General features: G+C 62.1%; 20 protein-coding genes. 7 read left to right on the top strand and 13 right to left on the bottom strand.

Annotated elements, in window-relative coordinates; genetic code table 11:
- Positions 1-54: 54 nt before the first annotated feature.
- The 4 genes from HBO19_RS24410 to HBO19_RS24395 form a co-directional block, all read right to left on the bottom strand.
- Positions 55-1,695, bottom strand: coding sequence for a CapA family protein (locus HBO19_RS24410; RefSeq protein ID WP_169951299.1), 1,641 nt, complete (start codon positions 1,693-1,695; stop codon positions 55-57).
- A 54-nt stretch (positions 1,696-1,749) separates the two neighbouring features.
- On the bottom strand, positions 1,750-2,838 hold the full coding sequence (locus HBO19_RS24405) for a M14 family metallopeptidase (RefSeq protein ID WP_170058478.1): 1,089 nt from the start codon (positions 2,836-2,838) through the stop codon (positions 1,750-1,752).
- 73 nt (positions 2,839-2,911) lie between these two features.
- Positions 2,912-4,204 carry an MFS transporter gene (locus tag HBO19_RS24400; RefSeq protein WP_169951294.1) on the bottom strand — a complete coding sequence of 431 codons (1,293 nt, stop codon included), beginning with the start codon at positions 4,202-4,204 and terminating at the stop codon, positions 2,912-2,914.
- Positions 4,205-4,232: 28 nt separating this feature from the next.
- On the bottom strand, positions 4,233-6,080 hold the full coding sequence (locus HBO19_RS24395; RefSeq protein ID WP_346266511.1) for a DUF1302 domain-containing protein: 1,848 nt from the start codon (positions 6,078-6,080) through the stop codon (positions 4,233-4,235).
- Positions 6,081-6,350: 270 nt separating this feature from the next.
- Here HBO19_RS24395 and HBO19_RS24390 point away from each other — a divergent pair, with 270 nt between their 5' ends.
- Complete coding sequence (locus HBO19_RS24390) at positions 6,351-7,424, top strand: helix-turn-helix domain-containing protein (protein WP_169951292.1); 1,074 nt, start codon at positions 6,351-6,353, stop codon at positions 7,422-7,424.
- Positions 7,425-7,433: 9 nt separating this feature from the next.
- Here the strand turns inward: HBO19_RS24390 and HBO19_RS24385 are convergent, their stop codons facing one another.
- The gene (locus HBO19_RS24385; RefSeq protein WP_170058477.1) at positions 7,434-8,453 is read right to left on the bottom strand and encodes an AraC family transcriptional regulator; all 1,020 of its coding nucleotides are present in this window, start codon (positions 8,451-8,453) and stop codon (positions 7,434-7,436) included.
- Between the two features lie 228 nt (positions 8,454-8,681).
- On the opposite strand from HBO19_RS24385, the gene HBO19_RS24380 reads away from it, so the two are divergent.
- The 6 genes from HBO19_RS24380 to HBO19_RS24355 all read left to right on the top strand — a co-directional run bounded on the left by HBO19_RS24380 (position 8,682) and on the right by HBO19_RS24355 (position 18,356).
- Positions 8,682-10,277: an FAD-binding oxidoreductase gene (locus HBO19_RS24380; RefSeq protein WP_170058476.1), complete on the top strand. Its 1,596-nt coding sequence runs from the start codon at positions 8,682-8,684 to the stop codon at positions 10,275-10,277.
- A gap of 4 nt (positions 10,278-10,281) precedes the next feature.
- Positions 10,282-11,871, top strand: a complete 1,590-nt coding sequence (locus tag HBO19_RS24375) for a glycerol-3-phosphate dehydrogenase/oxidase (RefSeq protein WP_170058475.1) — start codon at positions 10,282-10,284, stop codon at positions 11,869-11,871.
- A gap of 10 nt (positions 11,872-11,881) precedes the next feature.
- Positions 11,882-13,471 (top strand): FGGY-family carbohydrate kinase, encoded by a 1,590-nt coding sequence (locus HBO19_RS24370; protein ID WP_170041662.1) that lies wholly within the window; start codon positions 11,882-11,884, stop codon positions 13,469-13,471.
- A gap of 107 nt (positions 13,472-13,578) precedes the next feature.
- Positions 13,579-14,883 (top strand): phospholipase, encoded by a 1,305-nt coding sequence (locus HBO19_RS24365; RefSeq protein WP_170058474.1) that lies wholly within the window; start codon positions 13,579-13,581, stop codon positions 14,881-14,883.
- A gap of 53 nt (positions 14,884-14,936) precedes the next feature.
- Entirely contained in the window at positions 14,937-16,922 is a 1,986-nt protein-coding gene (locus HBO19_RS24360) for a DUF1302 domain-containing protein (RefSeq protein WP_170058473.1), read from the top strand.
- Between the two features lie 60 nt (positions 16,923-16,982).
- Positions 16,983-18,356, top strand: coding sequence for a DUF1329 domain-containing protein (locus HBO19_RS24355; protein WP_170058472.1), 1,374 nt, complete (start codon positions 16,983-16,985; stop codon positions 18,354-18,356).
- 333 nt (positions 18,357-18,689) lie between these two features.
- On the opposite strand, the gene HBO19_RS24350 is transcribed toward HBO19_RS24355, so the two are convergent.
- The 8 genes from HBO19_RS24350 to eat form a co-directional block, all read right to left on the bottom strand.
- Positions 18,690-19,463: an XRE family transcriptional regulator gene (locus HBO19_RS24350; protein ID WP_169951277.1), complete on the bottom strand. Its 774-nt coding sequence runs from the start codon at positions 19,461-19,463 to the stop codon at positions 18,690-18,692.
- Between the two features lie 224 nt (positions 19,464-19,687).
- Entirely contained in the window at positions 19,688-20,215 is a 528-nt protein-coding gene (gene ppa, locus HBO19_RS24345; protein ID WP_003176323.1) for an inorganic diphosphatase, read from the bottom strand.
- Between the two features lie 111 nt (positions 20,216-20,326).
- The gene (locus tag HBO19_RS24340) at positions 20,327-21,139 is read right to left on the bottom strand and encodes a zinc-dependent peptidase (RefSeq protein WP_170058471.1); all 813 of its coding nucleotides are present in this window, start codon (positions 21,137-21,139) and stop codon (positions 20,327-20,329) included.
- Positions 21,140-21,145: 6 nt separating this feature from the next.
- Positions 21,146-21,802: a DedA family protein gene (locus tag HBO19_RS24335; RefSeq protein ID WP_169865984.1), complete on the bottom strand. Its 657-nt coding sequence runs from the start codon at positions 21,800-21,802 to the stop codon at positions 21,146-21,148.
- A gap of 242 nt (positions 21,803-22,044) precedes the next feature.
- Positions 22,045-22,503 (bottom strand): GNAT family N-acetyltransferase, encoded by a 459-nt coding sequence (locus HBO19_RS24330; protein ID WP_169951273.1) that lies wholly within the window; start codon positions 22,501-22,503, stop codon positions 22,045-22,047.
- 105 nt (positions 22,504-22,608) lie between these two features.
- Positions 22,609-23,448 (bottom strand): ethanolamine ammonia-lyase subunit EutC, encoded by an 840-nt coding sequence (eutC, locus tag HBO19_RS24325; protein WP_169951271.1) that lies wholly within the window; start codon positions 23,446-23,448, stop codon positions 22,609-22,611.
- Complete coding sequence (locus HBO19_RS24320; protein WP_169951269.1) at positions 23,445-24,839, bottom strand: ethanolamine ammonia-lyase subunit EutB; 1,395 nt, start codon at positions 24,837-24,839, stop codon at positions 23,445-23,447. The genes eutC and HBO19_RS24320 overlap by 4 nt, the downstream gene beginning before the upstream one ends.
- A gap of 52 nt (positions 24,840-24,891) precedes the next feature.
- Positions 24,892-26,325: an ethanolamine permease gene (eat, locus tag HBO19_RS24315; RefSeq protein ID WP_169951267.1), complete on the bottom strand. Its 1,434-nt coding sequence runs from the start codon at positions 26,323-26,325 to the stop codon at positions 24,892-24,894.
- Positions 26,326-26,509: the final 184 nt, after the last annotated feature.

The raw sequence follows: 26,509 nt of genomic DNA, 5'->3' as shown, positions 1-26,509 counted from the left end.
AGGGCCCTACAAAAAAGCCTGCCGTGTAAGGCAGGCTTGGCGCTGTTGCTCACATCAGTCCGGGAGGCTGGAAAGTGGCGACAGAATATCGCTCCACACCTTGTCCCGCAGATGGGGCAGTTGGCTCTTCTCCAACTCGGTCAGCCCGTAGCCATCCGGGTTCTCCAGCACATCGAAGAATTTGACGATGCGGCAGTTGAAACGCGTGTCATCCAATCTTTCGTTAACGATGTAGATAGGCAGTGCCTTGACGTTGAACAGGCGAGTAACACCCAGGAATTTCCCGATGCTGAATTTGAGGGTGTAGGCCAGTTTTGAGTTACGGCTTTCGGGGTGATAACTGACGAAGTCGCCGAACGCGTAGATCACCAGCGCATCCTGCTTGCCAGGGCGCGGGATAAGTTCTGCGGGCTGGCTGACATGCGCATGGTTGCCAAGGATCGTGTCTACACCGCAGGCAATCACCTTGCGTGCGGCTTCCACGATATTGAGGTGGGGGTACATCTCGAACTCCCAGCCCCAGTGGCAGTAGGCGATGATCCAGTCCGCCCCCTTGGCTTTGGCGCGGGCGACCTGTTTTTCGATCAGTGAGTAGTCGGGCGCCGGGTTTACATCGTTGAAGCGCACCACGTTGGCCAGGTACGCCTTGTCAGGCGATGGGTCGCGGCCATTGAGGTCAAAGGTGTAGGCCAGCAAGGCAACCTTGATGCCGTTTTTTTCCACCACCACCACGTCATCCTGCTCGGCCTGGCTGGCGGCAGTGCCGGCATAGTAGGCGCCGGATTTTTTCAGTACATCGAGGGTGGCGAGTACGCCTTGTTCATCCCAGTCCATGGCGTGGTTGGTCGCGGTACTGAAGAAGTTGATTTTCGCCTCGTCACGGAACTTGCGGAACATCGCCTCGGATGTATTCATCTGGGCCGGTTGCCCTTTGGCCTGATGGCGTCCCGGTTTTCTGTGGCAGTCAACGGTCGATTCCAGGTTGGCGCTGACGATGTCTGCGCTGCTGTAGAAATCCGTGATGTCGTCGAACAGGTGCGGGGTGTTTTCCGGGGTCAGGACATCGACCGCCAGCAGGTCTCCGGCACATGAAACCGAGACCGAACGCAAAGGCGGGTTGCCGAAGCCTGGGTCTATCGGCGATTGATTCAGGTTGAAGAAGTTGAACGCCTGGGACTCAAACAGCTCCTCCAGCCCGGAGCCTTTCTCGGCCACTTCAAGTTGATTGAACCAGTAGCGGTAAAGCCATTTGAGTTTTTGGAAAGGCTTGCCCGAGATGTCGTACACCCCGGTTTCTGGCTGTGGGTAGTGGAATTGCTCATAAAAGATGTAGCTGGCCAGAAGTACCGCGAGTCGGGTCAGGGCGCGCAGGTCAATGTGCTTGAGAGCCGGCGGGATGATCCCGAACGGCGGGCCTTCGATGATTTCATCGAGGGTGATGCCGGCGCTCAACTTGGCAGGATCGGCCAGCACGGGCTGGATCGCGGCAAACACCTTTTGCGGGCCCTCCTGCGCCACCCAGCCGAACAGCAGTCGGGCGCACTCCTGCTCATCGGGGCTGAGCGTCTCGGTCATCTTCAGCTCGCCCGTGGCTACGCGGCTGAGTGTGGTGACGACCTCATCCTGATGCTGGTCGAGACGGGTCTGGACCTTTTGCATGACCTCTTTTAACGCTTGCACCAAATATGCACTCATCATGAACATCCTCTGTGGTTTGAGTGGGTACCCCACCGATAGTGGGCATTTTTGTCATTCAAGGCGCGTGGCAAGACCGCGCAGGGTCAGCGCAGTCACTTCTCGGGCTTGTTCCAGGACCCGGCGCTTCCAGAGTTCGGTGTCGATGTAGAAGGCATCGCGCAACTGGCGCTTGATCTGCACCCGTCGGGCTTGTGCCGTATCCGGATGGGCGTGCAGCCAGTGATCGGCACGTAGCGCTTCAAGTACCCGTGGCCCTGGCTGGGTGCCGTATTCCAGGGTCAAGCCGTTGTATTGCGCGTGCGGGCATTCCTCCATCACGGCCAGATCCAGGGTGCCATTGAGCATGGCCGACGAGGAGGTTCCGTCTGCGCTGGCCGTGACCTGTGCGCCCCACCAGCTTCGTGCCCGCGCAATATCGTTGGGGTGGTTGAGCCCTTTATAGATCCGCTCACCCACGCCACACGGGCCTAGCCCGGTGTGCACATCGATCCAGCCGATGCGCCGGCAGTGGTTGCCTAGGCGACGGATAATCTGGCGTAGTTGCAGGTTGCTCCAGGCGGGGGCCGCGCCTGCGTAAAACAGGCCTTCAGGGTGGCTGTGTTGGCCCCGGGTAATGGCTGACTGCAGGGCTTTGGTGCCATGCCGCAGTGCATATCCGGCCAGGCCCAACGTGCTGAGCAGGGTGGGTGGTTGCCGGCGGGGAAGCAGCAGCGGGGCGAGGGCGCGGTAGTCTGGGTTGTCGGGCAGCGGTTGGTTGAAGTCAATGAAGTTACGATTGAGGTCGATATTGTCTTCGTTGACCCGGCGTAGCCAGGAGAAGCCGTAGGGGTTGATCGCATGCAGGTACAGCATCGCCAGGTCCTGGCGCTGGCAGTGCTCCCGCCACTCGCGGTTGCGCAGGTGATCAACCTGTACGGCCGAGCCGCAGAAGCCTTCCACACCATGTACGCCGCTGCTCAGGACCAGCAGGTTGGTGGCCTTTGGTGAGCCGGCAAATACCACATCCAGGGCCAGTTCCTCGCCATCAATACCCGGTAGTGGGTGAGGATGAGATTGAGCCTCCAGACCCGCATTGGCACAGGCCTGGAGGAATTTTTGCCGAGCTTCGGCGTAGCTTTGTGAAAAGCAGGATAAGTCCATCGGGTGTTCCCTATTGGCAGTCGTGCTGGGCGCCGCGCGCAGCGCTCAAGGTGGTGGGCAATCACTGCGCGGTTTAGGCCGGGCTGGTGGCCTCAAAAGCTGCGCTGGGAGTGCTGGCAAGGAGTTCACGACGACTGCGCTCCGGGTCGATCAGTACCAGGCCCAGCAGGCTGAACACCAGCAGGGCAATGCCGAACAGGCCGATCGCCAGCTCGAAGCCGGTCACCAGGTCGCCGTTCTGCCAGCCAATGGCCTGGCCGACCAGCACTGGCGCGAGCATGCCGGCAGTGGTAAGCAGCGCAATATGGATCGCCAGCATGCTCCCGCGCTGGCGGGCCGGGGCGATGTGGGCAACGATGCTGAAACCGAAGGCCGACAGCAGGTTGAGGAGGATGCTGCCGAGCAGGAAAAACCCCAGGGTCACCGTCAGGCTGGTGCTGGTAAAACCCATCAGGATGTAGGTGACGGCGGCGACCAGGCACGCCAGCAGCGGCGGCACAACCATCGCCTTGCGCAGGCTGGCGCCGCGTTTCATCGCGCGTTGCGCCAGGCTGGAAACCAGCAAGTTGATAAAGATCACCCCCAGGGTGGTGGCCAGCACCAGGTACCCCGATTGCATCGGGGTCATGCCCAGGCCCCTTTGCAGGTAGGTGGGCAGCCAGCTGTAGAGCAAGGCATTGGGCAGGTAGCTGCAGAACGCGACCAGGGTAATGCAGACAAACGTGCGGTTGAGCAACAGGCGCTTGTAGGGCAGCGTGGGCAGCAGGTCGCCCTGGGTGTCCCGTGTATCGTCATGCTGGCCTTCACGGCCATAACGTTGCCACAGCAGCAGCCACACCAGGCCGACACCGGCCAGCAGCACATAGCCCGTGCGCCAGCCGTACTGCTCGATCAGCTTGGGCAGGGCGACCGCTCCGGCAATCGCGCCGAGCATGATTGCGACCTGGATCAGCGCTGCTGGCAGCACCCGCTCTCGGCTGGTGTACCACTTGAAGCAGGCGTGCTGGGTCACCGCCGTGCCCGGGCCGCAACCGGCACCGAGCAGGATGCGGCTGGCCAGCAGGGTGAAGAAACTGGTGGACAGGGCCGCGAGCAATTGGGCGGTCATCCATACCAGGGCCATGCCGGAGAGAATCCAGCGACTCGGCATACGGTTGGCGAGAAAACCCACCAGTACCCCAGAGATCGAATAAAGAAAAAAGAACGCGCTGCTAATAAAACCGAACTGTGCTGGCGTGAGCTTTAACTCATCAATGATCTGCGGGCCGGCGAAGGCAAAAATGGTCTTGTCCAGCACGCTGATAATCACCACTGTCATCAGCAGGGCAACGACGAGCGGGCGTCGGCTATCGGTAAATGAACTCATGGTTATGGCCTTGTTTTAAGGGGGGCTGCTAGAAGCGAATACCGACACTGGCCTCTAACAGGCTGCGATCTGCCACCAGGTTGTAATCGCCGCCACCGGTGTTCAGGTAGCTGAGATCGAAGGTGTAAGTGCTTTTGTAATCACCCTTCACACCGAGTATTTGCGCGTAGCGGCCTTCGGAAAATACCCCGTCATAGGCGTGCCCCTCGATGTCATAGACGAGTGTCAGCGAAGGTGTCAGGTCCAGCCCCGGCAATACATTCCTGTAGTTGATTTCCCCTTTGATACGGGTACCCCAGGCAAACGGCGTGATAAATCCGTCATCCGCACATCTGGCCGCAGGGCCTGTGCACTTCGCCGCTTTGCCGTAGGGCGCGCTGCCAAAACCGGGGCGTCCGTAACGGATCTGGTCGGTGTCGGGCAGGTCATGTACATATTTCAACCCGGCTTCTGCCGATAGCTTCATCGCACCGCCCAGCACTTGGCCAAAAGGGTGGCTGGCGCCGAGATTCAATTGGCTGACGTGGAAGCGGTCGTAGCCGCTTGCCAGGTAGCCCGTCGGGGTTTTGGACAGGTAGCCCATCGGCCCGCTGCCGGCGAGCAGCCCGGCAATAAAGTCAGCGCCGTTCCAGGCGATCGGTTGATTGGGGCGGTAACTGTATTCGGCATAAATCCCGGTGCCGCCCGGTAGCCGTGTCTTGAAGTTGAGGGCGTACAGGCGAATGCGGGTTGGGTAGGCGCGTTGATAATAAGCCGCCACTCCAGTGGGTGTTGCCAGCCCCACGTTCGCGGCCGGTGGTGTCAGTACGCCGGGGCCGGTACGCATGACTTGTGTCAGCGCTTCCCGGCTGCTGTAGTCGGCGAAATACAAGCCGAACAACCCGACGTCCTTCCATAAATACTGCAGGCTGGCGCCGTATTGATTATTGCCTGGGCGATGGTCCGGGCCACGGGCCACGTGATCCAAGGGGTTGTTGAGGGCCTGGCCGTCAGTGGTCGAGATCGGTCGGCCTGCTATCGCGCTCATCACGCTGCCGTTAAGGATAAATTGATTGCAGCCGGGTTGGGCGTAGTCGCTGGTCGACAGAAATGTGCCACAGCCAGAGTAGGCACTGGGGCGCAATTCAAACTGATTGAACGCATCCACCGACAGGTTCTCGGTCAGGGCCAGCTTGGCGTACAGGGTCGGCATCGGCACGGTGCGGGCTTCGGCAATCGAGGTGGCGCGGCGTGCGGCGGCCCAGTCAAACGCGTTCACTGCCTGCAAGCCACCGCTGATGGTGGTGGGCGTGACCCAAGGGATCGCCTGGTCGCCCAGGCGCACCAGCAGATCATGCCCGGCGGGCTGGAAATTGCCGTAGACATAGGCGTCGTTGAACACCGCATTGGAGAAGCGCGCCAGGGAATCGAACCCCGAATCACTGAGTGGTTCTCCCGAGCGATAGCCGTTGGGGACGCTGCCATGCCCGACGTCCTGGTGTTTCTGGGTGTAGTCGTACCAACCCTTTGCGCTGACGAAAACCCCGAGGTTACGGTGGCTTAGGTCCGCTTGCAGGTAGGCTTCGGCCGACGTGGAAACCGCATCGCCGCGCTTGTAGTTGAGGTTGCCGTCGTTGAACAGGTTCATACCGTATTCGGCACTGGTCAGGCGGTGGCTCGGGTCGTCCATGCGTCGCACTGTGCCCAGGGCCAAGGCGCCTTTTACCTGCAGACGGGTGTCTTCATGTTGCCATTGCATGCCATTCCCCAGCCCTGACTTGAGGTCACTGAACACCAGTTCTCCTGCGGTGACTGGAGTGCCGATGCCAGCACTGAGCAAGGCCGTGGCCAACCCTGCCATCACAGGCTTGCCGGTGTTTCTTATTGTTGTTTTCACTGACTGATACCCTTGTTTTTTCTTTGCGCAGCTCAGGTGTTTTTCAGTCTATCGTCGAAGCGGTCTCGGTAATAAGGCGAGTACCGACAGCGATAAAGCCAATATCGCCAGTAAAAATCCCGGGCAATTGACTGTTAAAAGCCAGGTGAAAAGGCGGTTCGACCCTGTTTTTAAAGGAGCATCACGCAGGCCGGGCGAGCGGTCGGGAGACAGCGTGAAAAGGCAGGGCTAATATCGCCAACAATAAATCTAATATCGCCAGGTAAGCCCATGAATGTCCGCGTCGATTTATTGCATGGCCCGCACAGTCTCACTGGCACGCTGTTTAGCGTGATCGACATGCTGCGCACCTTTAACAGCCTCTGGCAGTTGCGCAACCCGGATAAGCGCGGCGCGTTTTTTCACTGGCGCCTGATCGATGCGGCGGGCAATGAGCTGCCGCTTCCCGACTGGCTGGCGCAAATGCGCCCGCCCAACGCCGGCCGCAAAACCCTGCGGCCCTCGCAGACAGCCCTGTTTGTTCCCGGCGTGCAGATGAAAAGCGTGCCGGACCTGAACCATGTTCTCGATCAATGCACCGCCGAGCTGAACTGCATCGCGCGTTACCACGCCCAAGGGCGCGTGATTGCTGCCAGCTTCAATGGCGCGGTGATGCTCGCGCGTGCAGGTGTCCTGGATGGCCGGCGCGCGACGGTCACCTGGATGATTGCCAATTGGTTCGCGTGCGCCTTTACGAAGGTGCAATTGGCGATGGAAGGCCCGGTGGTGGTCGACGGCCCGGTGTTCACCGCTGGAGCCCCGGCGGCGGTCTGCGATTTGATGGTGGAGTTGATCCGGCACTTCGCCGGCGAAGAAATGGCCCAGGTCGCGACCAATGGCCTGCTTTATCACCCGATGCGCTTTGAACACTCAAGCCTGAATTTCCCCGGCATCTCGGTAAAAACCCGCGACAGTGTGGTGTTCCGCGCCAAGCAGTGGCTGCAACAGCATATTCAGACGCCCTACAGCCTGGACGAGGTCGCCCAGGCCGCGACCGCCAGCCCGCGGACCTTGCTGCGTCACTTCAAAGAGGTGGAGGGCATGACCCCCCTGGATTACCTGCATCGCCTGCGGGTTGAGCGCGCCAAGCAGTTACTGGAAGTGACCCTGATCGACCTGACGGAAGTCATGGAGTACTGCGGTTATCAAGATGCCAGTGCATTTCGGCGCCTGTTTTTGCGCAGTACGGGGCTGACGCCTTCGGAGTATCGGCGGCGCTACACCATGCGCATCTCCAGTCGGCGCTGGCGGGCGGATGAAGCAGGGGAGGATTTGATTGAGGGGTTGGGGCTGGAGCGCCTGTGATGTTCGGCCTCAACTGCCCCGATGGGTCTGCCGATACTCGCCCGGCGGCACACCGGTGCGGCTCTTGAAGGTGCGGTGGAACGAGCGCGGTTCGGTGAAACCCAGGTATTGGGCGATGTCCTGGATCGGCAGGTCGCTGTGCAGCAGGTAGTGCTCGGCCAATTCCTGGCGCAGGTCGTCGAGGATCTGCTGGTAGGACGTGCCGGCCTGCTGCAACTGGCGTTGTAGGGTGCGCACCGACATGGCGAACTGCTCGGCCACCTGTTCCTTGCGCGGCAGGCCTTCCTTGAGCAACTGGCGCAGGGCGTTTTTCACCCGCAGCGCCAGGGTTGAATCGTCCAGTGAGGCCATCAGGGCCAGGGCATGTTCTTCCAGGGTGCGCAGCAATTGCGCATCGGCCTGGCGCAGGGGCGTTTGCAGGTAGCTCAAGGGCGCCACCAGGGCCGAGCAGGGCTGTTCGAACAACACCGGGCAGCCGAAGAAGTCCTCGTACTGGCTTAGTTGTGCGCCGTCCGGCAGCGGGTGTTCGAGCAACACCTGGCTTGGCGACAGTTCGGTGTCGGCGATCCAGCGGGCATACACCAGCCAGGACGCCAGGACGTTTTCCACCATGTGCCGACGGATCTGCGGCTGCTGGTGGCGGCAGTTCCAGATCAGTCGCACCTGGTCATGGACCATTTCCGCGCGGCTGGTGCCCATGTCGCCCACCAGTTTTTCGAACGGCATGATGCGGTTCATCGCCTCGCCCAGGGTCGCGCAGTTCATGGTGATGTAGCCGAGCACGCTCCATGAGTTGGGCAACACGAAGCGCGCCGAATTGAGCCCGAACAGCAAGTCCCCGGAATGTTCGCAGAAGTACCCCAGCAGGCGCTCGTGGGCTTCCACGGGCAGGCGCAGGCTGTTGTCGTCCAGTTGGCCGACAGTGAGCCCGGCCGCGTCCAGTGCGGGGGCTGTTGCCACCCCAAGCTGTTCGGCATGGCGCAGGTACTTCAGCAGAGGGGGGACGGAGGTAGAGCCGAGTGTCTGCATGATCGGGTTCCTTGCGGGGTGTTGCTGGCGGCAGTGCCTTGCGCGCGTCGATGGCAGGCAAGGTAATTTGAAATCGTGACTAAAGTAAATGCTCCCGTGGATACATCCGGTAATACAGCGATTGACCCAATTGGCTACTCCATCTGTCCCGATGCGACCGTGACAGCGCGCACCGGCTGTTTAGTATGGGGGCACTGAAAATCATAAGATCTGCTGGGAGAAACAGGCATGCGACGCTGGAACGGCTGGGGCGAAGAAACTACGCAGATGGAGATGCCCGCCCATGGGGCCGCGTTTCTGCGCGAGCGATTGGGCGACGGGCACACCCTGCCGGACGCCAGCCTGGAGCGCGCCCTGGCCGCGGTGCCCGCGTCGCGCCTGGCGCCCCATCCGCTTTACAGTATCGAGCCCCGGGATCGCCTGATGCATGCCCGCGGCCAGAGCCTGCCGGACTGGCTGGCCCTGCGTGAAGGTGCGCTGGGCCGGTACCCGGACGCCGTGGCCCTGCCGGAAACTGTCGAGCAGATCCGCCAGTTGCTGGCCCTGGCCGACAGTGCCGACCTGTGCCTGATTCCCTACGGCGGCGGCACCTCGGTGGCCGGGCATATCAACCCGCCGGCATCCACGCGCCCGGTGCTGACGGTGTCCCTGGCCCACATGAACCGCCTGCTCGACCTCGACGAACAAAGCCTGATCGCTACCTTTGGCCCCGGTGCCAGTGGGCCCCAGGTGGAGAGCCAGCTGCGTGCCAAAGGCTACACCCTGGGGCACTTCCCGCAGTCCTGGGAGCTGTCGACCCTGGGCGGCTGGGTGGCCAGCCGCTCGAGTGGCCAGCAATCGCTGCGCTATGGGCGGATCGAGCAACTGTTTGCCGGCGGCACCCTGGAGACTTTCGCCGGGCCCCTGGAAATCCCGAGCTTCCCGGCCTCGGCCGCGGGCCCCGACCTGCGGGAAGTGGTGCTGGGCAGTGAAGGGCGGTTCGGCATCATCTCCCAGGTCAAGGTCCGGGTCAGCGCGTTGCCCGAGGACGAGCGCTTCTACGGCGTATTCCTGCCAGATTGGCCCAAGGCCCTGCAGGCGATCCGCCAACTGGTGCAGGCCCGGGTGCCGCTGTCGATGCTGCGCCTGTCCAATGCCATGGAAACCCAGACCCAACTGGCGCTGGCCGGCCATCCCCATCAAATCGCCTGGCTGGAACGCTACCTGGCGCTGCGCGGGGCTGGCGAGGGCAAATGCCTGCTGACTTTCGGCGTCACCGGCAATCGTCGGCAGAATGCCTTGTCGCTGCGCCAGGCGCGCCAGCACCTCAAGGCTTTTGGCGGGGTGTTTACCGGCACCCTGCTGGGCAAGAAGTGGCAACAGAACCGCTTTCGCTTCCCCTACCTGCGGGAGAACCTCTGGCATGCCGGCTACGTGGTCGACACCCTGGAGACCGCGACCGACTGGTGCCATGTCGACGCCCTGCTGCACGCGATCGAGGCCAGCCTGCGCGACTGCCTGGCGGCCGAGGGCGAGCGTGTCCATGTGTTCACCCACCTGTCCCATGTCTATGGCGAAGGTTCGAGCATCTACACCAGCTATGTGTTCCGCCCGGCGGCGGACTACCCGGCCACCCTGGCGCGCTGGAAAGCCCTCAAGCAGGTGGCCAGCCGCACCATCGTCGAAAACCACGGCACCATCAGCCATCAGCATGGTGTGGGCAAGGACCACGCGCCTTACCTGCCGAGGGAGAAGGGCGAATTGGCGATGGCGGCGTTGCACAGCCTGAGCCGGCATTTCGATCCGGCCGGGCGTATGAACCCCGGCACCCTGCTGGAAGACTAGGCCCATGAGCGATGACTGGAATGCACAATGGCGCGAGGCCGTGTTGCCGCAACTGGCGCGTGAACCCTGGGACTTGATTGTGATTGGCGGCGGCATCAGCGGCGCCGGGATCCTGCGCGAAGCGGCCCGGCGCGGCTGGCGCTGCCTGCTGCTGGAGCAACGGGATTTTGCCTGGGGCACCTCCAGCCGTTCTTCAAAAATGGTCCATGGCGGCCTGCGCTACATCGCCAAGGGCCAGTGGCGCCTGGCGCGCGATTCGGTACGCGAGCGTCAGCGCCTGATGGGCGAAGCACCGGGGTTGGTGGAGCCCCTGAGTTTTTTGATGCCGCACTATCGTGGCGGGTTTCCCGGGCCGCGGGTGTTCGGCGGCTTGCTGCGGGTGTATGACGCCCTGGCCGGTTGCCGCAGCCGGCAGTTCCACCGGCCTGCACAACTGCGCTACTTGGCGCCGGGGCTGATGGAGCCGGGGCTGCTGGGGGCATCGCAGTTTCGCGATGCGCTGACCGACGATGCCCGCCTGGTCATGCGCGTGTTGGCCGAGGCCCGCGCCGATGGCGCCTGGGCGCTCAATGGCCTGCGGGTACGCCAGTTGCTGCGCGAGGACGGGCGGGTGTGTGGGGTCGAGGTCGAGGACGCGCAAGGCGGCGCCGTTATGCAAGTGCGTTGCGCGGTGCTGGCGGTCGCCACCGGCGCCTGGGCTGAACGCTTGCAACCGGGCGGCGGGCAGCGGCAGTTGCGGCCCTTGCGTGGCAGCCACTTGTTGTTGCCGGGCTGGCGCTTGCCGGTGGCCCATGCCTTCAGTTTTATGCATCGGCGCGACGGTCGCCCGGTGTTCGTCTTTCCCTGGGAAGGGGCCACCGTGGTGGGCACCACCGACCTGGATCATCGCGAGGACCTGGACCTCGAGGCGAGCATTACCCGTGAAGAACTCGACTACCTGCTGGAGGCTTGCGCCCAGCCCTTTCCCCAGGCCGAGGTGACGGCGGCGGACGTGCTGTGCACCTGGTCCGGGGTGCGCCCGGTGGTGGGCGCCGCCGATTCCCAGGCCAAGCCCTCCAATGAAACCCGCGAACATGTGCTGTGGCAGGAACCAGGCTGCGTGACCTTGGCGGGGGGCAAGCTGACCACCTTCAGGCCCCAGGCCATCGAGGTGCTGCGGGCCTGTGCCGGGATGCTCGGGAAGACCCTGGAGGATGACGGCGCGCCAGTGTTCCAGGCTGTGTCGCGGCAGGCGATCCCCGGGCTGAGCGATGCCGGCAGGCGGCGCCTGGCCGGGCGCCATGGCCGCGATCTGCCCCGCCTGGCCAGCCTGATACATAGCCTGGGCAGCGAGTGTGTCGGCGCCAGCGATACCCTGTGGGCAGAGCTGGCCTTTGCCGCCGAGGCCGAGATGGTCCTGCACCTGGACGACCTGTTGTTGCGGCGCACCCGTCTCGGCCTGCTCCTGCCCGGCGGCGCCGCCCACTACCTGCCAGACATCCGCCGGCTATGTCAGCCGCGCCTGGGCTGGGACGACGCGCGCTGGGAACAGGAACAGCAGCGCTACCTGCAACTCTGGCAACGCCATCACAGCGTCCCGTCCGCCTCGATCTGAAGAGCGCGTCATGAATAAAGAGAGCTTCGTGGATAACAATTCCCCCGACAAACACTATGTGCTGGCGATCGACAACGGCACCCAGAGTGTCCGCGCGCTGTTGTTCGACCTGCAGGGCAACCTGCTGGGCAAAGGCAAGGTCGAGTTGCAGGCCTACTACTCCACTCAGCCCGGCTGGGCCGAGCAGGACCCGGATTACTACTGGAGCAAGCTGGGGGAGGCCTGCCAGCAGTTGTGGGCGCAGACCGGCATCGACCGCAGCCTGATCCGTGGCGTGTCCCTGACCACCCAGCGCGGCACCTTGATCAATGTCGATGCCCAGGGTCGGGCGCTGCGCCCGGCCATCCTTTGGCTCGACCAGCGCCAGTGCGAGCCGGAGGGCGGGATCAAGGGCCCCTGGGGCTGGCTGTTCAAGTTGATCGGTGCCGAGGCCACGGTGGACTACTTCCGCGCCCAGGCCGAGGCCAACTGGATCGCCCAGCATCAGCCGGATATCTGGGCCGCCACGGACAAGTTCCTGCTGCTCTCGGGCTTTCTCAGCCATCGCCTGACCGGGCGTTTTGTCGACTCGGTGGGGTGCTGCGTGGGCTACTTGCCCTTCGACTTCAAGCACCTGCGCTGGGCCGCGCCCCGGGACTGGAAATGGCAGGCCCTGGCGGTGCGTGCGCAGCAACTGCCGCGCCTGTACAAGCCAGGAGAAGAACTGGGCCGCATCACCGCCGAGGCCAGCCGCCATACCGGGATCCCCGAGGGCCTGCCACTGATTGCCGCCGGCTCCGACAAGGCCTGCGAAGTGCTCGGTTCCGGCGTGGTGGAGGCGACGACTGCGTGCCTGTCCTACGGCACCACGGCGACCATCACCACCACCCGCTCGCGCTACCTGGAGATAGTGCCGCTGATCCCGCCTTATCCAGCGGCAATCCCCGATCACTACAACTGCGAGGTGATGATCTATCGCGGCTACTGGATGGTCAGCTGGTTCAAGAACGAGTTCGGCCTGCGGGAAATGCAGCAGGCCCGGGAGCAGGGCCTGGAGCCGGAGCAGTTGTTCGATGCGCTGGTCAACGCGGTGCCGCCCGGCTCCATGGGCCTGACCCTGCAACCCTACTGGTCGCCGGGCATCCGCGAGCCGGGGGTGGAAGCCAAGGGGGCGATGATCGGCTTTGGCGACGTGCACACCCGGGCCCATATCTACCGGGCGATCCTCGAGGGCCTGGCCTATGCCCTGCGCCAGGGCAAGGAGCGTATCGAGCGCCGTTCGAAACTGTCGATCAAGCGCTTGCGCGTGGCTGGGGGCGGTTCCCAGAGCGATGCGGCGATGCAACTGACCGCCGATATCTTCGGCCTGCCCGCCGAGCGCCCGCATGTCTACGAGGCCTCTGGACTGGGGGCGGCGATTGCCTGTGCGGTGGGGCTTGGGTTGTACGCGGACTTCGATACCGCCATCGCGGCCATGACTCGCACTGCCGAGGTGTTCATGCCCCAGCCCGAGGCGCAACAGATGTACGACCGCTTGTACCGTGAGGTCTACCTGCACATGTATCGCCAGCTCAAGCCGCTGTACCAGAGTATTCGCGAGATTACCGGCTACCCGGCGTAGACCCAGGCTGTATGGCGCTATTGGAGAGTCTTTTTGGCAAGATCGGACAGTGTCGGGGGGTACCCGGATTGTTAGGCTGAACGCATCTACAACAAGAGCGTAAAGCCATGAAGTTGCCGTCGTTGCTGCTGTGCCTGGGGCTGTACAGTCTGTCGCCCTTGGCCGGTGCATGGTCCAATCACAGCGTGGGCAGCTACCTGGCCTTGCGGGATTTGCCCGCCTTGCGCGAGGCGCCCGAGGTGGCGGTCGAGTCCCTCGAGCAGTTTGTGTCCGAGCAGTATCCAGGCCTGGTGGCCTTGCTGGACGAGCAGGAGAACTTCGCCCGCAGCCACTTCCCCGACTATCCGCCGCGCCCCGACAACCTGCGCCTGGCGCCGCAACCTGGGGCCGATCTGCGCCGGGACTTGCTCATGGCCCTGCGGGTCAACCCGCAGATCCACCTGGCCCAGGTGATCCAGCCCATGCCCGGCGAGGACCTGGCGGGACGCCCGCAGCTCAAGGCCGCCGAAGTGATGGTCGAGCAGACGCTTTCGCCGTGGAATCGCCAGCGCTTCATTCAACTGCAGCCGGGGCAGCAGGTCGCGCCACTGGCCGTGCTGGCGACCGCTGCGGACGAGCCGGACTACGGTCACGATATCAATCTGTTCAGCGATAACCCGGGGGCCGTCGGCGCGTTGTATGGCTTCGGCGTGCAGTCGTTTGGCGACGCGCGTTTCCAGTACAGCTCCCAGGCGCCGTTCCATATGGGCTTCTTCCACGAGAGCGCGGTGGTCTACGTCGCGGCGCCCTTCCTGCTGCGCAACTGGCCGGACTGGCGGGCCTACCAGTACTTCGGCCTGGCGCGTTTTGCCTTCGCCAATGGCCATCCCTACTGGGGCTATCGCTTCCTGGGCTGGGGCATGCATTACCTGCAGGACCTGACCCAGCCGTATCACGCCACGACCCTGCCGGGCGATGACCTGACCAGCATGCTGCTGATGGAGGGCAAGGCCCTGGCTGGCTATGACAGTGACAAGCGGGCGGTGATCGAGCGTGTCGCCACGCGCCACAACGAGGTGGAGCGCTACCAGTTCGCCTGGCTGCGCCACCTGCTGCTGACGGGGGCGAGCAACCCGATGCTGACGGCCTATGCCGACGCCTCCCGGGACGCCGATTACCCGGTTTATTCGACCGATTACCTGCGCCAGGTAGTCAGCGCCGAGGCGGATGCCCAGGCGGTGGCGTTCGACGAGGCCATCGGCCAGTGGCTGGCGACGCCCGGGGCGACCCAGAGCTTCAGTGCCGGCAACAAATTGCCCGCCGAACGCTACGACCATGCCCAGCTCAACGAACAGTTGGTGCAGTTGCTGCGCCACTTTGGCGCCCACAGTCGCAACTACGTCAGGGCCGGCCTCGACCGCCCGGCGCCGTGACAACAGACATCGCAGTGCAATAACAACAAAAAAGTTGCAGGGGAGAGACGGCAATGAGCACCACAGTGCGCGCGCAAGGCTCGGGATCCGAGGGTAAATGGTCCATTAAATCCACGGGGGCCGGCGTCGGCCTGGTGGGCCTGCTGCAACTGTGCAGCGGCGGGGACGTGCAGGCCATGGAGTTCAGTGTGCTGGACAACCAGGTCACCGGCTCGTTCGACAGCACCCTGTCGTATGGGCGCCTGTGGCGGGTCCAGGGGCGTGACAAGGGCAACGATGACGTCAACACCAACGACGGCAATCGCAACTTCGATACCGGGCTGGTTTCCGAGGTGTACAAGATCACTTCGGAGCTGGAAGCCAACTATCAGAACTACGGGCTGTTCGTACGTGGCACGGGGTTCTATGACACCCAGATCATGGACAAGCGCAACGACTACTACCGCAACAACAACCCGTCGCAACCCAGCCAGAGCCATCCCCAGGATGACCACTTCACCGACCAGACCCGCGACATCGCCGGTAGCCGCGTGGAGATCCTCGACTCCTACATCTATGGCAACTGGGACGTGGGCCAGATGCCCCTGACCGCGCGTCTGGGGCGCCAGGTGTTCAACTGGGGCGAGGGCATTTTCTATCGCGGCGGGGTCAACACCACCAACCCGGTGGACGCGGCCAAGTACCGGCTGCCGGGCGCCGAGGTCAAGGAAGTGCTGATGCCGGTGGAAGCCATCAGCTTCAATATCGGCTTGAGCGACAACCTGTCGATGGAGAGTTTCTACCAGTGGAACTGGAAGGAGACCCGCATCGATCCGGTCGGCACCTTCTATTCCCAGAGCGACCTGTTCGCCGATGGCGGCCGCACGGGCTACAACAACTTCACCGGCAGCGCCCTCGACACCCCGACGCCCATCGGCGGCAACGTCATCGGGTTATACGACGCCCTGGGCAACAACCCGATGCTCGGCGGCATGCTGCGCAGTACCGGGCTGTATGCCAACGGCATGACCCCGGCCTACGGCAACACCCTCAAGGTGGCGTCCATCGGCAAGGACTACAACGCGCGCAACGATGGCCAGTACGGCTTTGCCTTCCGCTACATCGCCGAGGAACTCAACAGCACCGAGTTCGGCCTGTACCTGGTCAACTACCACGCCAAGGAGCCGACCATTGCCGCTGACCTGGCGGGCTACAAAGGCATCGACATGGCAGCGCTGACCAGCATGCTGTCGTCGGTGGCCGGCAGCCAGGCGGCGGCCTTGGCCAATGGCCTGGCGACGGTGGACGTGATGGGCAATATCCAGGCGCACCGACGCTATGCCGAAGATATCCGCATGTACGGCTTCAGCTTCAACACCACCCTGGGCAAGGCCTCGGTGTTTGGTGAGCTGGCCTACCGGCCGAACCTGCCCATCGGCGTCGCCGCCACCAACGACCTGATCGGCGACCTGGCCAATGGTGCCGGCGCGGCGGCGGGCGGGCAGTACATCAATGTCGGCGGGCAGATGGTCAACCTCAACAGCCAGATCGACAACTCCGAGCGCGTCGAGGCCTTCAACACCTCCTTGGGCAGCATCTACAACTTCGGTCCGGGCCTGAGCTTCGACTCGCTGTTTGGCGTGTTCGAACTGGCCTCCGAGCACCTGCGTGGCAGCAGCCTGAAGTACCAGGCCTACGATGGCAGCACCCGCTACTACGCGGGCAGCGGCAACACCTCCTATGTGTCTGGTGGTGAGCGCGATGACCAGGTCAGCCGTGATTCCTACAGCTATACGGTGATGTTCAACGGTACCTGGAACGACGTGTACGCCGGGGTCAACCTGTCGCCCTACGTGGTCTACAAGGACGACTTCAAGGGCAACTCCTATCAGGCCGGCAACTACATCGAGGGACGCAAGGCCTACACCCTGGGGCTCAAGGCCAACTACCAGAACAAGCTGGAAGCCGAGCTGCAATACACCGAGTTCTTTGGTGGCGGCCAGAACAACGTGATCCGCGACCGCGACAACATCGGTTTCAACCTCAAGTACTTCCTGTAAGCCGCTGCCGTGCTGCGGCGCGAGGGTGGCTGCCCGCCCTCGTTTTTTTGGAGATTTGCCATGTTCCACACACCTCGAATGCTCACCGCCAGCCTGGCCCTGGCCCTCGGCCTGGCCGCTGGCAACGCGCTTGCTGCGCTCTCGCCTCAAGACGCACAACAGCTCAAGGCCCAGCTCACCCCGTTCGGCGCCGAGCGCGCGGGCAATGCCGCCGGCACCATCCCGACCTGGGAAGGCGGCATCACCCAGGCACCCAAGGGCTATGAAAAGGGCAAGCACCATGTCGATCCCTTTGCCGGCGACAAGCCGCTGTTCACCATCACCAAGGCCAACCTGGAACAGTACAAGGCCCACCTGACGGCGGGCGAAATTGCCTTGTTCAACAGCTACCCCGACACCTTCCAGATGCCCATCTACCCAAGCCGGCGTTCCGGCTCGGCACCCCAGTGGGTGTATGACAACACCTTCAAGAACGCCACCAGCGCCAAGCTGCTGGACGGTGGCACCGGCTTCGCCGACGCCTTTGGCGGCGTGCCGTTCCCCATTCCACAAAGCGGTGTCGAGGCATTGTGGAACCACATCACCCGCTACCGTGGCACCTACGTGGTCCGCCGCGCCTCGGAAGCGCCCGTGCAACGCAATGGCAGCTTTGCCCTGGTGACGGCGCAGCAGGAAGGGCTGTTCAACTACTACCGCCAGGGCGGGCAGTACGCCGACCTGAAGAACATCCTGTTCTACTACCTGACCTTCGTAAAAAGCCCGGCCCGCCTGGCCGGTGGCGCGACCCTGGTACACGAGACCCTCGACCAGATCAAAGACGCGCGCCAAGCCTGGATCTACGACGCCGGCCAACGCCGCGTACGCCGCGCGCCGAACCTGGCCTACGACACACCGATCTCATCCTCCGATGGCCTGCGCACGGCGGACGACACCGACATGTTCAACGGCTCGCCGGATCGCTACGACTGGAAACTGCTGGGCAAGAAGGAAATCTACATCCCCTACAACAACTACAAAGTCGCCAGCGCCGACGTGAAATACGCCGACCTGCTCAAGGTCGGCCACCTCAACCCGCAATACACCCGCTACGAACTGCACCGCGTGTGGGTCGTCGAAGGCACCCTGAAACCGACGGCGCGTCACCTGTACTCCAAACGCGTGCTGTACCTCGACGAAGACAGCTGGGGCGCAGCAGTGGTTGATCAGTACGACGGCCGTGGCGAACTGTGGCGGGTGTCGATGGCTTACTTGAAGAACTTCTACGACTTGCCGACTACCTGGAGTGCACTGGATGTATTCCACGACCTGCAGGCGCGGCGGTACTACGTGCAGAACCTGGATAACGAAGAACCGCAGACGGTGGATTTTGGCCAGGCGATTCCTGAGGATTCGTACTTTATGCCGTCGGCGTTGCGGTTGCGGGGTACTCGGTAGGGCTGTTGTTATTGCTTAGTTTGCGAGAGCTGCACGTTAGGGTGCGGCTCTTGGCTTTTGGTCGCAAGCCTTGCGTGAGTAGTTGGGCTGATGGGGGGCTTTTAGATGGGATTAGATTGTTTTGGGTAATTAAAAAGCCGGCTTGTGGCCGGCTTCTCGGGGACTGGTTAAGTCTATTTTTGGTAAACCTCACCAGCCTTCAATCGTTCACTCAAGCGCTCGCCCAAGTGATAAAAGGGGCATCAGCGGGAACTCCTCCGCATCGCCGGGCAGGGTGTGTCGACGCTACGCCAACCCCTGCCAAATGTGCCGCGCATGATACTGACACTCCTCTCAGTTTTCCAGCGTCTGGTCTGATTTAGAGCTGTCGTAGCCGATCAAGTGCTCGTCCAGCGGGACCGGTGGGCGGCGGTTGTTGAGGGTGGACCACCAGAAGACCCAGCCCAGGATCTGTAGGTTTTGCTCGAAGCGTTGGTCGTAGGTCAGGAGTTCGTCGGGGTGTTCGTTGCTGTTGTGGCTGCGCATGCGCAGGCCGCCGCCGGGGCGGTTGTAGAGGTATTTGATACGGAGCATGCCGTCGTGCTCGAGGGCGTATATTTCGCCGTCGATGATTTGGGTGCGGCCGCGGTCAATGGCCAGGGTGGCGCCGTCCTGGATGATGTCGATCATGCTGTTGCCGACCATGTAGGCCCCCAAGGCGCGGTCGGCGGTGACGTTGAGTTGTTCCAGGGTGCGCAGGGAGAGGCGTAGGCTTTCCTGGGTGTTGAAGGAGGCGTGGAGGGGGATTTCCACGTCGATTTTTTCCGGGCCGCTGCTGGGGCCGCAGCGGTAGTGGCCGCAGTCTTCGCGGGCGGTAGCGCTGTTTGCGTGGTTGGGGCCTTCCAGCTGGAGGTTGGTCGGCGGGTATTTGGGGCCTTCGCCGGTGCGCAGCCAGCGGCTGGTGACAGACAGCAGTTCTGCTATTTCGTCGAGCCGGGCCATGGGCACGCCGCGCTTGAACCAGTTGTTCACGTGCTGGGGCGTGACGTCGCGATTCTTGGCGAAGTCGGATGCGGAAAGATGAACTTCCCGAAGTAACGTTCTTAAGCGATCACCTGATGTATTCATAAACGCAGAGTTTACTGGCCGGAAAATAAGATCAAATAAACTATGTGTTGAGTTGGTGTATGTAGGTATTTCCTTATTGGAAGTAAAGTCGCACTCCAACTTGATCAAGTTAAACGGTAGTTGTGTTTTTGTTTATCTAATTGAACTTGTCGTTTAAATTTTCCCACAAAAAAAGCCCCGAATGATCGGGGCTTTTTTGACTGCCTGGGCAATGAGTCGTGGTATCAGCCTTTGTAGGCCGCTACCGACTTCATGATCTCGGCACGGGCGGCGTCTGCGTTGCCCCAACCGTCGATCTTCACCCATTTGCCTTTTTCGAGGTCTTTGTAGTTCTCGAAGAAGTGCTTGATCTGTTCCAGCAGCAGTGGCGGCAGGTCGGTGTATTCCTTCACGTCGACATACAGCTGGGACAGCTTGTCGTGTGGCACTGCGATAACTTTGGCATCGCCGCCGCCGTCGTCGGTCATGTTCAGGATACCAACCGGGCGGGCGCGGATGACCGAGCCTGGGGTGACCGGGTAAGGGGTCACGACCAGCACGTCGAGGGGGTCGCCGTCGTCAGCCAGGGTGTTGGGGATAAAACCGTAGTTGGCCGGGTAGAACATCGGGGTGGCCATGAAACGGTCAACGAACAGGCAGTCGCTGTCTTTGTCGATTTCGTATTTGATCGGCGCGTGGTTGGCCGGAATCTCGATGGCGACGTAGATGTCGTTCGGCAGGTCTTTGCCAGCCGGAATCTTGCTGTAGCTCATTGGGCGTTGCCCCCGTAGTTGGCCAAGTAAATTGGCCGGATTGGCCTAAAAGTGGCGGCGATTATAGGCATATTCCTGCGCCGATGCCACGCGCCAGACGTCGTACGGTACTTAGCCTTCAGTCTGATAGCGTGGGTCGCTGGCTTGCAGATGTTTGAGGCGGGCCAGTGGATCCTGGCGGTAAAAGTAGCTCAGTTGCTCGTAGACCTGTGGATAACTGTCGGCGAGCAAATCCGGCGCACTGAAAAAATATTCGCTGGTGACCGCAAAAAATTCCGCGGGGTTTTCCGCAGCATACGGATCGATGGCGGTTTCGGCGTCGGGGTTGTGGTCGAGCTGGCGGTTGAGGTCATCAAACGCGCTCTGCATCACGCTGGCCCACTCTTGTACGCGCATGTCGTGGTGCAGCGGCGGTAGGCCGTTGGCGTCGCCATTGAGCATGTCGAGCTTGTGCGCCAACTCGTGGATCACCAGGTTGTAGCCTTCCCAATTGCCGCTGGCCAGTACGCCCGGCCAGGCGAGGATCACCGGGCCTTGCTGCCAGGCTTCGCCGCTGTGTTCGCCATCCCATTCATGTTCCACGCCGCTGGCGTCGCGATGGCGCTGGGGGCTGCGAAAGTCATCGGGGTAAAGAATGATTTCATGGAAGCCCTGGTACCACTCCAGGTCGCCCAGGTTCATCAGCGGCAGTTGCGCCTGGGCGGCGAGCAGCAGGCGTTGTTCCTGATGAAGTTCGACCCCGGGCAGGGCAGTCAGGTGTTTTTCGGCGAGGAACAGCACGCTGGCCTCACGTAACCATTGGTCCTGTTCGGCGCTGATGCCGTCGAGGAAGGTCAGGTGATGGCGCACCCGTTGCCAGGTTTCATCGGCAACCGGGTGCTTGGCCAGGACGCGCCGGCGACGCCAGGCGCTGAGGGACCACATGGCCGATCAGTGCGGCTTGGCTTCGGAGGAGGTGCGGCCAAAACGGCTACGGACCACGCCAATGATCATCGGCACCAGCGACAGCAGGATGATGAACACCACCAGCAGCGACAGGTTTTTCTTGATGAACGGTACGTTACCGAAGAAGTAACCGAGGGTGACCAGGCCACCGACCCACAGAATGGTGCCCAGCACGCTGAAGCCGAAGAAGCGCGGATACGGCATTTTGGCGACACCGGCGACGAATGGCGCGAAGGTGCGCAGGATCGGCAGGAAGCGCGCCAGGGTCACGGTCTTGCCGCCGTGCTTGTCGTAGAAGTCGTGGGTTTTTTGCAGGTAGTCGCGGCGGAAGATTTTCGAGTTGGGGTTGCTGAACAAGCGTTCCCCGGCGGTGCGGCCGATCACGTAGTTGGTGCTGTCACCAAGGATCGCCGCGAGCATCAGCAGGCCGCCCAGCAGGACCGGGTCCATGCCGCCACCCGCAGCTACCGCACCGGCAATAAACAGCAGGGAATCGCCGGGCAAAAATGGCATGACCACCAGGCCGGTTTCGCAAAAAATCACCAGGAACAGAATGGCGTAGATCCACGGACCATAATTGGTTACCAGCAAGTCGAGGTAAACGTCGAGATGCAGGATAAGGTCGAGCGGGTTGAAATCCATGGATGGCACCTGTGTGAATGGCCCGACTCAGCGGGCCTGTGCGGAGGCAGCGGGTAATAAGGCTACGCGTGTATGCCGTTTTTCTTACAACCCTAAAAGGTCGGCATTATACGGATTGAATGATGAAAAGCGTGTTGGTTTTGTAGCGGGGGATGTCGCAGCTATTCTGACTAGCACTGATCCAAATGTGGGAGCGGGCAAGCCCGCTCCCACATTTTTTTTGGTGTTTGGGTGAATGGCTTTTAGTCTTCGCTGATCGGCAATGTGTAGTTCTTGAACTCGGTGTCTTCACGAAAGCCCATGGACTCATAGGTCTTCTGCGCCACGGCGTTATCACTGCTGGTCGACACGCGCAAACGCACGGCATTGGTTTCCTTGGCCATTTTTTTTGCGGTGCGCATCAGGTTGTCGGCCACCAGTTGGCGGCGGGCATCTTCGGCGACGTAGATGTCATTGAGGATCCACACCCGTTTCAACGACAGCGAAGAAAAGCTCGGATACAGCTGGCAAAAGCCCAGCAGTTTGTTGTCGTCGTCATCCGCCAGGGCCAGGTAAATCACCGATTCCTTGCGCCGCAGGCGCTTTTCCAGAAAGGCCCGGGATGAGTCAGGAAAGGGCAGCGCGCCATAGAATTCGCGGTATTTGACGAATAATGGGGTCAACAGGTCCAGGTGTTCCAGAGTCGCTTGAGTAATCCGCATGCTAGGCCTCAACTTCTATAGGAATACGACGGCAAACGGTCCATTACTCGGGCGCCCGCTGCTTGATGCTGCCTAAAGCGGCGAAAAATCGCAATCGTGCCGGCATCACTCCTTGGGTGGGCTGAGCAGGAAGTTGCCTTTCATCAGGTCAGGATCGTCCGACTCCAGGGTCTGAACCTGGGCCTCATCCTTGAGGTTGACTCCCGACAACTGCCGCCGACAGGCCTCGCGCATCAAGTACAGCAGGCGATGCGCGGCCATCCCGTAACTCAGGCCCTCCAGGCGCACATTGGAAATACAGTTGCGGTAGGCATCGGTCAGGCCAACCTTGGGGTTGTAGGTGAAATACAGCCCCAGGCTGTCCGGTGAACTGAGCCCCGGCCGTTCGCCGATCAGGATCACCACCATTTTGGCCCCAAGCAACTGGCCGATCTCATCGGCGACCGCCACCCGGCCTTGTTCCACCAGGATCACCGGCGACAATGACCAGCCTTCGGCGTGGGTCTGTTCTTCCATGCGTGTCAGAAACGGCGCGGTATGTTTATGCACCGCCAGCGCCGATAAACCATCGGCCACCACCACCGCCAGGTCCACCCCGCCCGGGTTGGCCAGGGCGTAGTCGCGCAGTATCTGTGCCGACTCATCGCTCAGGCGCCGCCCCAGGTCCGGGCGTTGCAGGTAGCTGTGGCGATCGGGCGCGGCGCTGTGCAGCAACAGGCTGTCGCGGCCGCGCTCGGCCATTTGGTTGCTCAGGCCGGCATGGTCAAACGGTAGGTGTACCGCGTCGCGGGCCTGGGCGTGGGCGAACTGGAAGTCCAGTTGCGCGCCCGTGGGAATGCTAGTGCCGGTACGGCCCAGGGCGATCCGCGCCGGGGTCAGGCGCCGCAGTTCCAGCCATGGATTATCGCTTTCAGGTGTGTCGATTTGCACTGGAGGCTCCTTCATCCCAATTGCGCCAAGGCGTGGCGGAAGGCCGGTGGCAGATTGTTGCCAAACCGCACCTTGCCATCGGCTTGGGTGAAGATGCCCATTTTCGCCAGCCACTGTTCAAATTCCGGCGCGGGCTTTAAGCCCAGGGTTTGCCTGGCATAGAGCGCGTCGTGGAAGGAAGTGGTCTGGTAATTGAGCATGATGTCGTCGGAGCCCGGGATGCCCATGATGAAGTTGATCCCGGCTACGCCCAGCAGGGTCAGCAGGGTGTCCATATCGTCCTGGTCGGCTTCGGCATGGTTGGTGTAGCAGATGTCGCAGCCCATGGGCACGCCCAGCAGCTTGCCGCAGAAATGGTCCTCGAGGCCGGCGCGGATGATCTGCTTGCCGTTGTACAGGTACTCGGGGCCGATAAAACCGACCACGGTGTTGACCAAAAACGGCTTGAAGTGCCGCGCTACCGCATAGGCGCGGGTTTCGCAGGTTTGTTGGTCAATCCCAAAGTGGGCGTTGGCCGACAGAGCGCTGCCCTGGCCGGTCTCGAAATACATCAGGTTTTGCCCCAGGGTCCCGCGATTCAGGCTCAAGCCCGCGTCGTAGCCCTCCTGCAGCACACTCAGGCTGATCCCGAAACTGGCGTTGGCCGCCTCGGTGCCGGCAATCGACTGGAACACCAGGTCCAGCGGCACGCCACGGTTGATGGCTTCGATGGAGGTGGTGACGTGGGTCAGCACACAGGCCTGGGTCGGGATTTCGTAGCGCTGGATGATCGCATCGAGCATTTCCAGCATGGCGCAGATAGAGGCGATGCTGTCGGTGGCCGGGTTGATGCCGATCATGGCGTCGCCGTTGCCGTACAGCAGGCCGTCGAGGATGCTCGCGGCGATGCCCGCCGGCTCATCGGTCGGATGATTGGGTTGCAGGCGCGTCGACAATCGCCCGCGCAGGCCCAGGGTGCCGCGAAACTGGGTGACGACGCGGATCTTCTGCGCCACCAGCACCAGGTCCTGCACGCGCATGATCTTCGACACGGCGGCGGCCATTTCCGGGGTCAGCCCTGGCGCCAGGGCGCGCAGGCTGTGTTCGTCGGCCGCGTCGCTGAGCAGCCAGTCCCGCAGGCCGCCGACGGTCAGGTGGCTGACCACGGCAAAGGCCTGCTGGTCGTGGGTGTCGATGATCAGGCGGGTGACTTCATCGCTTTCGTACGGGATCAGCGCCTCCTCAAGGAAGTGCTTCAACGGGATATTGGCCAGGGCCATCTGCGCCGCCACCCGTTCGCCGTCGTTCTGCGCGGCGACGCCGGCCAGAAAGTCCCCGGAGCGGGCGGGACTGGCCTTGGCCATCACGTCCTTGAGGCTATCGAAACGGTAGGTCAATGCACCGACCGAGTGGGAAAAACTTGCCATACAGACTCTCCATGACGGCGCGGGCGTTGGCCCGCGCCGTGGTTTACGGCGTTTAGTGCAAGGCGGCCTCTGCGGCCTGGATCGCCGCGAATTCCTCTTCCGGCGTGCCTGCTACCAAGTGATGCCGACTGTAGAAAGCAAAGTAAGCAATTAATACTCCATAGATGATCGCGGCGCCAATCACCACGCGCGGATCCACCAGGAAGCCCGCCACTACAGCGATGCAGGCCAGTACCAACGCCAGGCCCGAGGTGAAGATGCCGCCCGGTGTGCGGTATGGCCGCTCCATTTTGGGGCGACGGATGCGCAGGGTGATATGCGCGGCCATCATCAACACGTAGGAAATGGTTGCGCCAAATACCGCCACCAGGATCAGCAGGTCGCCCTGGCCGGTCAGCGACAGGCCAAAACCGATAATCCCGGGAATGACCAGGGCCAGCACCGGCGCCTTGCTTTTATTGGTTTGCGACAGTTTGCGCGGCAGGTAGCCCGCGCGGGACAGGGCGAAAATCTGCCGGGAGTAGGCGTAGATGATCGAGAAGAAGCTCGCGATCAGCCCGGCCAGGCCCACCAGGTTGACGAAGCTGCCCATCCAGGTCGAGCCGCCATAGGCCAGGGCCAGGGATTCCACCAGCGGGTTGCCGGACTTGACCAATGCCAGGGTGCCGGCACCGCCCGGAGCGATCACCAGGATCAGCAGGGCGAAACTGGTGAGCACCACAATCGCGCCGATCAGGCCACGGGGCAGGTCGCGCTTGGGGTTCTTGGTTTCTTCGGCGGCCAGGGGCACGCCTTCGACGGCGAGGAAAAACCAGATCGCATAAGGGATCGCGGCCCACACGCCCACGTAGCCGAACGGCAGGAAACTGCTGGCGCCCTTGGCCTCGGTCACGGGAATGTCCAGCAGGTTGGCGACGTTGAAGTGCGGCACCATCGATACCAGGAACACGCCCAGGGCAATGGCGGCGACGGCGGTGATCACGAACATCAACTTCAGCGCTTCACCGACGCCAAAGATATGGATGCCGATAAAGATGATGTAGAACGCCAGGTAGATCATCCAGCCGCCAATGCCGAAGAGCGACTCGCAATAGGCGCCGATAAACACCGCGATCGCGGCGGGGGCGATGGCGTATTCGATCAGGATCGCCGTGCCGGTAAGGAACCCGCCCCAAGGGCCGAAGGCGCTGCGGGCAAAACCATAGCCGCCGCCCGCCGTAGGAATCATGGAGGACAGTTCGGCCAGGGAGAAACACATGCACAAGTACATGGTGGCCATCAGCAATGTGGCGAGAAACATCCCGCCCCAGCCGCCCTGGGCGAGGCCGAAGTTCCAACCGGCGTAGTCGCCGGAAATCACATAGGCCACGCCGAGGCCGACCAGGAGCACCCAGCCGGCGGCGCCTTTTTTCAATTCTCGTTGCTGGAAGTATTCGGAGCCGACTTTTTCGAAGTCGACGGAGGATCCTGTCGGTTCGCTAGGCATGGGGAAGTACCTTTCATTGTTATTGTTTTAGCTCGACATCTTTGTGCCGGATGAGGAAGCAAGCACTTGGCGACGTTCATTGTAGGAGCTGGCTTGCCAGCGATGGGGCCGGTCAAGTCAGCATCTTTGCTTAATGTGGAATTGCTATCGCTGGCAAGCCAGCTCCTACAGTTGGTTGCATTTC

The organism is Pseudomonas sp. WS 5021 (assembly GCF_012985535.1).
Taxonomy (GTDB): Bacteria; Pseudomonadota; Gammaproteobacteria; order Pseudomonadales; family Pseudomonadaceae; genus Aquipseudomonas.
This window is presented reverse-complemented; position numbering and strand designations above follow the sequence as displayed.